We start from the raw sequence: 12,701 nt of genomic DNA on the forward strand, positions 1-12,701 counted from the left end.
TACCATGACAGAATTAGAAAAAGATTGTTTATTTTGTAAAATCATTAGAGGAGAAATTCCTTCTTATACAGTTTTTGAAAATGATGACGTTAAAGCGTTTCTTGATATTTCGCAAGTAACTAAAGGCCATACTCTCATCATTCCTAAGAAGCACTTAGTTAACTTCTTTGATTATAGCCAAGAAGATGCGGCTCGATTTTTACAATATATTCCTGTTATTGCACAAGCAATTAAAAACTCTGATCCAACTATTAAGGGATTAAATGTTGAAGTAAACAACGGTGAAATCGCTGGACAAGTTGTGATGCATTCACATATTCATTTAATTCCACGTAGAAGCGAAAATGATCCTGTTTCTACTCCTCATGTAAACAATGCAGATGAATATTCTGAAGAAGATTATCAAGCAGTTGCAAACGCTATCAAAAATAATCTATAATAACAGTAATTTTTTCTTCAATGCGGTACAATAAAGGTGGTATTAAGTTAAAAATTATTGAATAGATAAGAGGTATACATTATGTCTGGATTTTTATTAGGAATTCTTACTGGTACTGTTGCAGGGGGCTTATTGTCATATGCTAAGAATCCATTAAGTGGTAACTCAATCAGAAGTGATGTTAAGGATTCTGCAGATAACTTAACCGATTCAGTTCATCGGGTTAAGACAATTTATGATGAACTCGAAGAAAAGAGAATGGAGCAACCTGAAGAAGAGAAGCAGACTGAAAAAACAGATGCTACTGAAACTCCAAATGAAGACGAAGATGTTGAAGTTTCTAATCGTCCTTCACTCAAAGATAAGGCTCATGATTTAGTTGATGCTTTCTCTGCGGCTTCATTCAAAGCCGTTGACCATGATCGTGTCTTTGCTGCAGTTAAGAACAAATTAAATGAAGCAAAAGAAGACCTTGAAGACGCAAGCGATGATGTGAAAGATGCTACTGAAGATGAAGAAAAAGTAGACAGTAACTCTGGCGCAAGCGAAGAAGAACATAAGGAAGAAAATTAATGAAATTTTTTGGAATTGGATTAGGATTAGGCAGCTTAGCAGGATTAGGGATCTCTCTTCTCCCAAATCCACAAACTGGTCATAAAGTTAAAGAAGACGTTCGCCTTTTTTTAGATGGCACCAAAAATGATGCTTCTTCATTAGTTACCAGTACAAAACAAGCTACGCAAGCTGCCAATGAATTAATGAATAATCTGCCGCAAGCAGAACAAACAGTTAAAGACATACAAAATAACTTAACTGATTTTCAAAGTTCAATTAAACCAGAAGTTGATCAAATGAAAGAAAATGTTTCTAATTTAACTAAAGAAGCAAAAGAAGCAGTTGATGGAATTAAAAATGAACTTTAATTTTAAGATTTGTTAGTCTTTTTTATAAATATCAAGAAAACTCTTATTGTCCATTGGGCTAATAAGAGTTTTTATGTTATATTTGAACTTGTAATTAAGCAAAGGATGTGCAAATTAATATATGAATAAAACATGGAAAAAAGCAGCTACTGTTTTAGCTTTTGCAGGAATTGCCTTAAGCGCTACTGCTTGTTCTGGAAGTAAAGCTGTCGTTACTTATAAGGGCGGTAAAATTACCGAATCTCAATACTATGACAAGATGAAAGAATCTCAAGCAGGTCAATCAACTCTTGCCAGCATGATTGTTTCTGATGCCCTAGAAAGTCAATACGGCAAAGACGTTACACAAAAGCAAGTTGATAAAGAATACAATAAGTACAAGAAGCAATATGGTAGTCAGTTTGACTCAGTTCTTGAACAAAATGGAATGACTGCTTCTACTTTTAAAGATAATTTAAAGACTAATCTTTTAACTGAGGCTGCTTTGAAGCACATCAAGAAGATTACTCCAGCTCAAGAAAAGAAAGCTTGGAAGAATTATCAACCAGAAGTTACTGTACAACACATTCTTGTTTCAAAGAAGAGTACAGCTGAAGACGTCATCAAACAATTACAAGATGGCGGTGACTTCAAGAAACTAGCTAAGAAGTATTCTACTGATACTGCTACTAAGAACGATGCCGGTAAATTACCTGCATTTGACTCAACTGATTCTACTTTAGATTCGAGTTTCAAGACTGCTGCATTTAAACTTAAGACTGGTGAAATCACTACTACTCCAGTTAAGACTCAATACGGCTACCACGTAATTAAAATGATTAAGCACCCGGCTAAAGGTACTTTCAAGGAACACAAGAAACAAATTGATAACCAAATCTATCAATCAATGTCCGAAGATCAGAACGTTATGAGAAGCGTAATTGCTACTGTACTTAAACGTGCTGATGTTTCTATCAAGGATAAAGACTTAAAGAACGTTCTTTCTCAATACGTTTCATCAGATAGTCTTTCAAAATAGAATTTTTACATAATATAAAAACCAAGGTTAACTTCCTCATTAACCTTGGTTTTTATTTACTCTAATTTTGGTGCTTTATCTAAAGCTTCATCATTTTTAGGCCTATAGAATCTACGATTGTCTTGTGACTTAATGGTTTCAGTAAATTCTCCTGGCTTAGTTTGTTGCAAAGCATTAGTAATTGCATAAACTGTAGCGTCTAAATCATCAATTTTATGTAAAACTTCAGCCTCTAGCACTACTGGTCGATGAGCTGCGCCATATTCAGGTAAGCCGTGATGTGACAAAACTAAATGCCGCAAGAGCATTAAATCTTCACTATGCTCATCAATTTTCAATTCATGAGCTGCTAGCATAATCTGCTCATCAATTAAAACCAAATGTCCAATCAAATTTCCCTCAGTCGTATAAGTCGTTGCTACAGGACCCGATAGTTCAATTACCTTCCCCATATCATGTAAAATACACCCTGCATAAAGGAGTGAACGATCAATTTGAGGATAAGTATTAGCAATTCCTTCCGCATCCCTTAGCATTGAAACTGTATGAAAGGCTAATCCATTTCTAACGGCATGATGATTAGATTTGCCAGCTGGATATGAGAAAAATTCTTTATTCCACTTTTTCAGTAAGTAACGCACAATACGATTCCATGTTGGATTTAAGATCTCAAAAACACGTTTATTAATCTCTTCTTCAAGATCTTTTTGCTTAATGGGAGCTGAATGAACAAATTGACTTAAATCATATCCTTCATTTGGACCCACTACTCTTAAGTCATAAATTCTTATTTGCGGTCTATCTTGATACTCTTCTCGTCTTCCGCTCAATTCCACGATGGTTCCTGGACTAAAAGTATCTGCATCCTGCTGACTAGCGTTCCAAAGATTTCCCCTAATCGTGCCACTTGAATCGCTAAATTGTAAAACTAAGTATTGTTTGCCATTTTTACTAGTACGAAGACTGGAATCTTTTAAAAGTAAAACCAAATTCATGTCTTCGCCATCATTATAATCAAGCAACCTTTTTATCATTATTGTTCCTTTTCTATTCTTATTGGTTCCAGCTCAAGACTAGATACTAAATCTTGTCGTGCTGTAAAAATTAAAACTTGTGTCTTCTTAGCCAACTCTTCTAATAGTTTGACAATATAGTTGGTTCTTTGTGCGTCAAAGTTTACAAAAGCATCATCAATCAAAATTGGCAACGCAATTTTATCTGCAACTTGTTCCACAAAAGCTAATTTCAAAGCAAAATATAATTGCTCACTTGTCCCACGAGACAGATATTCAACATCAAACTTTTTACCATCTTCTCTTTTAACTTTAAGTTTTTTATCTAATTGGATATCCACATATCTTCCACCAGTTAAAAGATTGAAATACTTCTTTGCATCTTCAAGCATCTTAGGAAAACGCTCATTCGAGGCTAAATCTAAGCCACGTGCGATCCAGTTGCTGGTTAATAAGTTAGCTAAATACTCTTTAACATTTTCACTCAATGATGTTTCTAAGTCAGTTAATTTTTGTTTTTCGGCAAAATATTTATCAGAGTTTGCTAAAACATGCATCTGATTTTCAAGTTTGGCATTCTCTGCATGCAAATCATTAATTTGCGCCTGCTTTTGAGAGATCTGCTTTTCTATTTGCTCTTTATTTTCTGTTAATTTATTTGGATCTTTTGTAATTTCTTCTAATTGTGCAAGATCCGCTTGCAAATCATTTTGTAATGCTTCCATTTTTAACTTTAATTGTTCTTGTACTTCAGCTTGTTGCTTCAGCTTGGAGAATTCCGCAAAATCAGTAACTTTACTTGCCGCAAATAAATTAGAAAGATCAATTTTATTCTTAGCTAATTGGTTCTTTTTTTCTTGTAAATGCACTGCTACATCATTTAAATGTTGCTTAGACAAATTATTTTGATCAATTACTTTTTGCAATGAATTTAACTGATTTACAATATCTGAAAATGTCTGAATATTTCTTTGAGTAAAAGGATATAACTCCTGAACAAAAGCTTGAATTTTTTCATTCAGAGAAACTTGTTCTTGATCTAGTTGGCCAAGTGTTTGCTTTTTAGATTCAATTTGAACTACTTCGTTCCACAAACTATTTAAGTCAATGACATTAGGATCAAGTCCATACTTTTCAATAAATTCTTGGTCTTTCTGACTTTTCTTAGTATTAGTTTGCTTTGTCCAAACAAATAGTCCAAGCCCACCTAAAGCAATCATTATTCCCAAGAAACGTACGAATAAATTATTAATTGCAATTGAACTAAAAAGTCCTGCAACTAATAAAATTAATGATAAAATTCCTGGCAAATTATTATTTTCTTGCTTTTGATTCTTTAAAGCCTGATAATCATCTTTTATTTTTGTTCGAGTTTCACTTGATAACTTGCTTAATTTAACCGCTTCTGGCTGAAACTGCTCATAAGACTCTAAATCTTTCTTGGTAGTTTCAATTTGCCGCTGCAAATCTTTACTTTCACTTTCCCAATGCAAAACTTCAGCCTTATGGTCAACTAATACTTGAATTTTATCTTTGTTTGATAACTCGCTGCTATTCTTAATTTCGTCAAGCTGCGTCTCTAAATTTTTTATATGAGCTGTTAAATCTGAAATTTTATTTTGAATAGCTTGCGCTCGCTCATAACTCTCTTTAGAAAAGGAAACCGGTTGTACTTCTTCTCTAAGTTGCTGATACTGCTTAAAATTAGTTAGCTTTTGCATTAATAGACTAATTTTTTGGTCTTCTTTATTTAATTCAACTAGTTCAGACTGAATTTTTTTCAGTTTTTCCTTTTCTCGAGTTAATTTTTCTTCAAGTTCACGATAATCATTAAGTTCACTATTGGTTTGAGCTAAAACTTCTTTTTGTTCTTCAATTTGATTAATTAATTGATTAACTATCGGCTTACGTCCACTCTTTTTAAAAAGCTTCTGAGCATTACTTGAAAACTCATCTCTTAAATCAAGTAATTTGTGACTTTGTGATGCTCCTAAAAAGTAAATTTGTTCCATTAATTCTGCCTGAGATAATCCATTTACCTCGCGCAGCATATCCTGATTAAAAATAAAGCTGTCCGTATAAAAACTACCATCTATATTTTGGATCCGATCAAAAAACACATTCTCTGGCACTTCTTGATCATTTAAACTAACTTTTAAAACCCCCTTCTTAGGATCCCCTTTTGCATATAATCGACTCAAAAGAAAGGTACCATCCGTATCTTCAAAAGTTAAACTTCCGCCCATTGGACTAACATGATCCAAAGGCTGATAATTCTCAAAGAAAGGTGATTTATTAGTTCTTAGGTGAAAGCCAAATAGAACTTGCTTAACAAAGGCTACAGTTGTACTTTTCCCAGCTTCATTCGCCCCTAAAAATATCGTTAAATCTTTGTTCAAATTAAAAGTCACATCATTTAATTTTCCAAAGTGAATAATTTTAATTTGAGTTAACTTCATCATTTATATCCTTTAATTTTTGTCCCAATTTAACCTGTGCTAATTCTTTTACTTCGTCAATAAATTCAGGTTTCTTCAAAATATCAGCAACATAATCACTTTTTTTACTTAAATCACTAGCTAACGCATAAATCTTATCTAGTTCAAAAGTTTCATTTTTAGCTCGATCAAATGCTTCTTTATCCGCTGTTCTAAGTTGAAGCTTTTCATTATTCGTCAGATAAACTTTTACAAGTCTAGAATCAAATTTCAAAGAATTAGAGAGTTGAAGCCAGTACTCACTGTCCTTAACTAATTCTAGTTCTTTTTCACTTAAATATTGGGCTCCTTCAATTGTTAAACCAAATAAAGTTTTTCGTACATTTTTCTTAGTCAAAATTTCAACTATTTGTCTTGTTAGATCTTTTTGTGAAATTTCTTGATCCAAAGTCAGGGTTGCCATTTGCCAAATAATTGGTGCTGTTTCAATAAAATCTAGACTTACTTTTTTAGTTGTTTCATCTACTATACCAATATATACACCTTTACTACCTTGTTCGTTAATGTGTCTACCCTGGAGATTACCACTATAAACAATTAAGGGGTCTTCACTTAAGGTCTGACGTAAATGAATATGACCTAAGGCAAAGTAATTATAATTTAAATCTTTAATTTCAGCCGTTGTAAATGGAGCATAAACATTCTGATAATTTGTAGTAGTTTTTGCACCCGCATGCATTAAACCAATAGTAAAGTTATCCCCTTTTTTAGGAAATTCACTAATCTTATCAGTTTCGATGTGATTATGTTGATAAGAAAATCCAACTACTGTATACCGAAAATCCTCTTTAGTTTTAGATTCAAATTCTTCTACTTCTTCATTAGAGCCTAAAAGTTTGAAGTATGGTGTTTGTGGCAATAACATCTCATTAGGATTCAAATAATCATGATTTCCTAGAATCATCACGACTTGAATTTTTTGATCTGTAAGTCGCTTTATTTCACGACTAAAAAATAATTGACTCTGAGGACTAGGATGAGCTGAATCAAATGTATCACCTGCAATTAATACTAAATCGACATTTCTATCTAGTGCTGTATCAATTGCCTTAGTGAATGACTTTTGGGTAGATTGTTTAATATTTTTAAATTCATTAGATGGCAAAAAAGATAGTCCTTGAAAGGGACTATCTAAGTGCGCATCTGCTAAATGCATAAATTTCATACTAATTATTTTGCCTTTAAATCATCGTACAAATCGCCAATTGGCTTAGTCATAGCTTGTTGAACGTCGTTGATCATTTGGAAGAGAGCTTGTTCCTTGGTAATCATGTCTTTTAATTCGTCATTATTACGAACTTCTTCATTGATCTTTTGATATTCTTTTTGTGCTTCTTCAGAAAGTGGTTGACCAGAATTTTGAGCGGCTAAAATTTGTTGTTGAAGCTTATCCATTCGTTGGTATAACTCTAAACTTTCTGGATTATTCTTTAAATTTTCAAGAGATTTCTTCAAATCTTTGAATTGTTCCGTTTCTTGTAAGTCCTTTGCTAATTGATTAGCGTTATCGTAAATATTAACCATTTTAATTTAAACTCCTTCGTTTTTATCGGCCTAAAAGTCCTTTAAGATTATTATACCATTCGTTGAACTTAGACCCAGTATCATTGATTCCTTTTTGTACTTGTTGACCTAAATTACCAAGCCAGTCTGAATTTGCCCCCGTATCTTTGGCTATCTGTTGGGCGCTCTTTTCCTTAAACTGTGTCTGAGAAGTATATGGAAGTAGCCGCTCTAATTCAGATTTATACAAGTGAGTAATTCCTGTTTCTGAAATACCTTCCATATAATGTTCTTGATCAGTCTTATCAAAACCTACCCAAGTTGATAAGACAACATCTGGAGTATAGCCAACAATCCATTGATCTTTTGTACCAAATCCATAACTATCAGGTACTTCAGTTGAACCAGTCTTACCTGCCACTCTAAAGCTTGATGGTTGAGCAGATCTCCCAGTTCCTGAAGTAAATACTCCTAAAAGCATTGATGTCATTTCCTTAGCAGTATTAGTTGAAATAATTCTGTGACTACCAGGATTCTTGTTTTGAGCAATAACATTACCGCTGGCATCAGTTATTTTAGTGATACAGTAGGATTGATTTGGTAAATTACCCTCGTTAGCAAAAGCACTATAAGCTCTCGCCATCTGCAATGGTGAAACACCAGTTGAAAGTCCACCTAAGGCTAACGCTAAGTTTTGGTCACTCTTATTAACGTGAATACCAAAGTTTTCAACTGATTGTACACCCTTGCTGACACCAATCTTATCTAAAAGCCATACTGCCGGTACGTTCTTACTTTGAGCTAGTGCTTCATACATTGGAATTTTATTCGAGTATTGATTGTCAACATTCTTTGGCTCATACCCGTTTTTTCCAAACTTTTGTAGTTTATTTGAAAGTTCAGAATCATAATGATACCCATTCTGCAAAGCCGGTGAATAGACCGCTAGTGGTTTCATGGTAGAACCTGGCTGACGCTTCATTTGAGTAGCACGGTTATAACCGCGAAAGACGTGTTGTCCTCTCCCACCAACCATTGCTCGAACAGCACCTGTCTTTGGATCCATTGCAACGCTAGCCCCTTGCACTTTAGTACCATCACTGGCATTTGACGGGAAATTCCAGCTTTCTTCAAAACTATCTTGCAGGGCAGTTTGATAATCAGTATCTAAGGTAGTGTAGATTTTTAGACCCTTATTCATTACATCTTCTTCTTTTAAGCCATAACGATCTATTGCTTCGTCAACAACTGCATCAAAGAAGTAAGGGTAGCGATAGCCATCTTCTTGAGAAAATGTATCATTGAGCGTAAGCGTAGTCTTCTTAGCATTATCAGCTTGTGTCTTAGAAATCTTGCCTGTATCGGCCATCAATCCTAAAACAACATTACGACGTGCAAGAGCATTATCCATATGATCAATTGGATTGTAGTAGCTTGGACTACGAAGCATACCTGCAATTGTCGCCGCTTCTCCTACTGTTACATCACTGGCATTTTTTCCAAAGTAACGTCGAGCGGCATCTTGAACACCCCAAACACCATTACCAAAATATGCATTGTTTAAATACATTGTTAAGATGTCTTTTTTGGAATAAACGTGGTTAATTTCAATTGCAAAAAAGAGCTCTTCTAGTTTTCTAGAAAAAGTCTGCTTTTGTGTCAATAATGCATTCTTGGCTAGTTGCTGCGTTAGCGTTGAACCGCCTCCAACGATTCCATGATGAATCAATCCGCTTACTGCAGCTCTTGCCATTCCCTTTACACTAAAGCCAGGATTTTTATAAAAAGTTCGGTCTTCTGTAGCAATCACAGCATCTTGAATGTAAGGTGATATCTGATTCAATTCTACAAACGATCCCTTTTGCGAGTATAAAGAGCCAGCCTTCTGATTTTTATTATCATAGATTGTAGTTGTAGTGGAAAGAGCTGCCTTCATATTAGAGATGTTTGAAGTTTTCACCTTAACGGTATAATAAGTACAAACAAACAAACAACAGGACAGTAATATCAAAATTAACCAACGCCAAATTTGAAAACGATGGTTGAAGTTTTTAATCGCTAAATGAATACGATGCCAAAACTCATGATTTTGGGAATGCATAAAATTAAAACTCCCTTTTCGTCAATAAACCTAATATGACGATTTTAGCATATCTTTATTTGAAAAATAGTATTTAAAAAGTTAAAAATTAGATAAGGTGAAAAATATGACTACATACCATTATTCCTTCACGTATCCCGTATACTTAATGTCAACAAGTGTTGGTGAGCTAATGCGTAAATTGCTTATACCAAGAAAATGGCGTCACTTTTTACGTAGTGAAAAGAAAATATTAATTAACGGAAAATATCTACCACTCAATTTTTTAGTAAAGCCTGGTGATAGAATTGAAATTCAACTTGATCATGTTGAAAGTGATCAGCAAGCTTATCCTGCTAGTGGAAAATTACCTAAAATTGTTTATGAAGATACTGATATCCTAGTAATTAACAAGCCAGCAGGACAAAAGACGCATCCCAATTTACATGAAGTAGATACAGCCTTAAATGACTGTGCTACTTATTTAGGCTACAGTCCTTATATTGTTCACAGATTAGATATGTTGACAAATGGACTTTTATTAGTAGCAAAAAATCCAGCTGTTGTTCCTATTTTAAATCGGCAATTAACTAATAAAACTTTACATCGAGAATACTTAGCCTGGGCTTCCAACCCTAAACAAATTGAAAAACAAGGTATCATCGATCTTCCAATCGGTCATGATCCTAGTGATCAAAGAAAAAGAATGGTACGACCAGATGGATTAAATGCTATAACTCACTATGAAGTAATAAAAAAAGAGCAAAATAAAATTCTAGTAAAGCTTACTTTAGAAACTGGTCGAACTCATCAAATTAGAGTCCACTTAGCTGCTCTAAATGCACCAATCATTGGTGATCCTTTATATAATTCAGATTATCAAGAAGGAGAACAATTACAGCTAACAGCTTTCCAACTTACCTTTAGAAAACCGTTTAGCTTTGAAAATAAAACAATTAAATTAGAGGAAAAATAAAAGAGATATGTAAAAACATATCTCTTTTATTATGCCCCAAACAGGAGTCGAACCTGCACTCACTTACGTGAACAGCGACCTGAACGCTGCGCGTCTGCCAATTCCGCCATTGAGGCAATTCTAGAACATATCTATCATACCAAAAAAACAGCGAAATTGAAAAGCTAAATCTTCCTTATCAAACTACAAATTATTTATCTCATTTAATTGCATATTCTAATTTGTAAAAGTCGATTACCAATTCTATGATGACGATATTCTTTCCTAACAAAAACCGGGCTAGGTAATTTTCCTGTATTTCAACAAATCCCAATAGCTTTTTTGTAAAGGAATAAGCCAGGATATTATCCTCTAATCAGAACTTCCTTACCAAATCAAGATTATTCAATCGAAAATTTTTAAATAATCATTAGTCTTTCTAAAATTTCTCAATTTCTATCGGCGTTCATAAACTACATCTACAATACCATTATAATTTCTAGTATTAATGAGCTTAAGTTTTTGTTCTTATGAACTTACTCCGAAAAGTCGCAATCCCTTACCTAATAAAGTTGGAATAATTGAAATATAGGACTTATCCACTCGCTCATCCTCAACTAATCGCTGAATCAGATTTGCTCCACCGCAAATCCCTATATCTTTATCCTCTTGGTGCTTCAGCTGGTTAATCAACTTAACTGAATTTTCATTTGTAAATTTAATTTCATCAGTAGATTTTTCTTGGCGGTGAGTAAAAATATAAGTCGTCATTCCAGAATATATCCACTTCTTCAGCGAAAGTTCAGTAGTAACTTGATGATAGGTATTCCACCCATTAATATGATATCGATATCTCTAATAAATTCAGAATATGTATCAAGATTTTCTATATCACTACTTTGACCCGCAATCCAGTTACCTCCAACTCTAGTATCTGTAATATAACCATCAAGACTCGTCGCAATAAATAAACTTACTTTTCTCATTTTTCTTTCTTAATGCCCTAGTATTAATTTTATCCCAATTATACTAATAACTAATAAAACGATAAATAACCATATTATTAGTGAAAACTTATCTTGAAATAGAATTACTCTAATAATAATTGAACCTAAAACAAAAAATGCCAAGTAACGATTACTCTCTTCAAAGACCTACTGAAAGTAATTATTACTTGGCTTCCCCGGTGGGAAATTTATTAGTTTTTAATGACTTAGAGTTTAGTAAATAAAAATATTCTTGTAAAGTTCGTGTGATGATTTCTTTTCTTCACCAATTTATGAATCGAAATAAATTCTTTTACAAAATTATATTCATTATCTCTATTTAGTTTTCTTTTTTAAAATATTTAATCCAAGTGCTGTAAACAAGCTACTAATGCCTACTAAGACTACTGCAAAGTTAGGATTCTTACTTCCTGCTTGTGGTAAGCTTGCATTATTTGTAGAAGTTGCAGATACATGACGCTTATTCATTTTTGCATCAAATTTAAATAATTTAGTAAACTCCTTCTTTTTATAGCTATTTGTCTCAGTAGATTTATTATTTGAATTTATTTCTGGCTTATTCTCTAGTGCATCTAGTTTGGTAGTTGATTTATTATCTTCAATTGGTAATTTTTTAGTTATTGATTCACTCTTCTTAAGTGAGTCTAAGTCGTAAGATGGAACGTCTAGCTTGGTTCCGTTACCTACTTCTTCACCCTTCTTAAGTAGGTCTAAATCGTAAGATGGTAAATCTAAATTGGTGCCGTCACCTACTACTTCTCCCTTCTTAAGTGAGGCTAAGTCGTAAGATGGGACGTCTAGCTTGGTACTGTCACTTAATGATTCACCCTTTTTTAATGAGTCTAAATTGTAAGATGGCAAATCTAAATTGGTGCCGTCACCTACTACTTCATCCTTCTTAAGTGAGTCTAAGTCATAAGATGGTAAATCTAATTCGGTACCTTCACCTACTACTTCGCCCTTCTTCAGTGAGTCCAAGTCGTAAGATGGTAAATCTAAATTGGTTCCGTTACCTACTACTTTTTCCTTCTTAAGTGAATCTAAATCGTAAGATGGTAAATCTAAATTGGTTCCGTCACCTACTACTTCACCCTTCTTAAGTGAGTCTAAATTGTAAGATGGCAAATCTAAATTGGTTCCGTTACCTACTACTTCACTCTTCTTAAGTGAGTCTAAGTCGTAAGATGGTAAATCTAATTCGGTTCCATCGCCTACTACTTCACTCTTCTTAAGTGAGTCTAAGTCGTAAGATGGTAAATCTAATT

Annotated in this window: 11 protein-coding genes, 1 tRNA gene and 1 pseudogene; 5 read left to right on the forward strand and 8 right to left on the reverse strand. The window is 33.7% G+C overall.

Annotated elements, in window-relative coordinates; genetic code table 11:
- Nucleotides 1-4: 4 nt before the first annotated feature.
- From Q9R40_RS00770 to Q9R40_RS00785, 4 genes are all read left to right on the forward strand, one after another.
- Entirely contained in the window at nucleotides 5-439 is a 435-nt protein-coding gene (locus Q9R40_RS00770) for an HIT family protein (RefSeq protein ID WP_297939826.1), read from the forward strand.
- Nucleotides 440-520: 81 nt separating this feature from the next.
- Nucleotides 521-1,012, forward strand: a complete 492-nt coding sequence (locus Q9R40_RS00775; RefSeq protein ID WP_023599857.1) for a YtxH domain-containing protein — start codon at nucleotides 521-523, stop codon at nucleotides 1,010-1,012.
- Nucleotides 1,012-1,362, forward strand: coding sequence for a YtxH domain-containing protein (locus Q9R40_RS00780; RefSeq protein WP_053107639.1), 351 nt, complete (start codon nucleotides 1,012-1,014; stop codon nucleotides 1,360-1,362). Before Q9R40_RS00775 ends, Q9R40_RS00780 begins: the two co-directional genes overlap by 1 nt.
- 121 nt (nucleotides 1,363-1,483) lie before the next feature.
- Nucleotides 1,484-2,380, forward strand: a complete 897-nt coding sequence (locus tag Q9R40_RS00785; protein WP_023599859.1) for a peptidylprolyl isomerase PrsA — start codon at nucleotides 1,484-1,486, stop codon at nucleotides 2,378-2,380.
- 56 nt (nucleotides 2,381-2,436) lie between these two features.
- On the opposite strand, the gene Q9R40_RS00790 is transcribed toward Q9R40_RS00785, so the two are convergent.
- From Q9R40_RS00790 to Q9R40_RS00810, 5 genes are read right to left on the reverse strand one after another with little or no spacing between them, the layout of a single operon-like run.
- A complete protein-coding gene (locus tag Q9R40_RS00790) occupies nucleotides 2,437-3,414 on the reverse strand; it encodes a 3'-5' exoribonuclease YhaM family protein (RefSeq protein WP_304675918.1) in 978 nt (325 codons plus the stop codon).
- Nucleotides 3,414-5,852, reverse strand: a complete 2,439-nt coding sequence (locus Q9R40_RS00795) for an AAA family ATPase (RefSeq protein ID WP_370648923.1) — start codon at nucleotides 5,850-5,852, stop codon at nucleotides 3,414-3,416. The genes Q9R40_RS00790 and Q9R40_RS00795 overlap by 1 nt, the downstream gene beginning before the upstream one ends.
- A complete protein-coding gene (locus Q9R40_RS00800; RefSeq protein WP_304675920.1) occupies nucleotides 5,833-7,056 on the reverse strand; it encodes a DNA repair exonuclease in 1,224 nt (407 codons plus the stop codon). Before Q9R40_RS00800 ends, Q9R40_RS00795 begins: the two co-directional genes overlap by 20 nt.
- Nucleotides 7,057-7,061: 5 nt before the next feature.
- Entirely contained in the window at nucleotides 7,062-7,415 is a 354-nt protein-coding gene (locus Q9R40_RS00805) for a YlbF family regulator (protein ID WP_061400667.1), read from the reverse strand.
- Nucleotides 7,416-7,437: 22 nt separating this feature from the next.
- Nucleotides 7,438-9,495 (reverse strand): PBP1A family penicillin-binding protein, encoded by a 2,058-nt coding sequence (locus tag Q9R40_RS00810; RefSeq protein ID WP_270515340.1) that lies wholly within the window; start codon nucleotides 9,493-9,495, stop codon nucleotides 7,438-7,440.
- Nucleotides 9,496-9,601: 106 nt separating this feature from the next.
- Between Q9R40_RS00810 and Q9R40_RS00815 the strand changes: the two genes are divergently transcribed.
- The gene (locus tag Q9R40_RS00815; protein ID WP_304675921.1) at nucleotides 9,602-10,450 is read left to right on the forward strand and encodes an RluA family pseudouridine synthase; all 849 of its coding nucleotides are present in this window, start codon (nucleotides 9,602-9,604) and stop codon (nucleotides 10,448-10,450) included.
- A 32-nt stretch (nucleotides 10,451-10,482) separates the two neighbouring features.
- On the opposite strand, the gene Q9R40_RS00820 is transcribed toward Q9R40_RS00815, so the two are convergent.
- The 3 genes and pseudogenes from Q9R40_RS00820 to Q9R40_RS00830 all read right to left on the reverse strand — a co-directional run.
- Nucleotides 10,483-10,566, reverse strand: a tRNA-Leu gene (locus Q9R40_RS00820).
- 391 nt (nucleotides 10,567-10,957) lie between these two features.
- Nucleotides 10,958-11,200 (reverse strand): dihydrofolate reductase family protein, encoded by a 243-nt coding sequence (locus Q9R40_RS00825; RefSeq protein ID WP_304675922.1) that lies wholly within the window; start codon nucleotides 11,198-11,200, stop codon nucleotides 10,958-10,960.
- A gap of 551 nt (nucleotides 11,201-11,751) precedes the next feature.
- Nucleotides 11,752-12,701: pseudogene (locus Q9R40_RS00830) on the reverse strand (peptidase); the annotation flags it as partial.

Origin of the sequence: uncultured Lactobacillus sp. (assembly GCF_948948975.1) — a bacterium.
In the GTDB taxonomy this organism is placed as follows: Bacteria; Bacillota; Bacilli; order Lactobacillales; family Lactobacillaceae; genus Lactobacillus.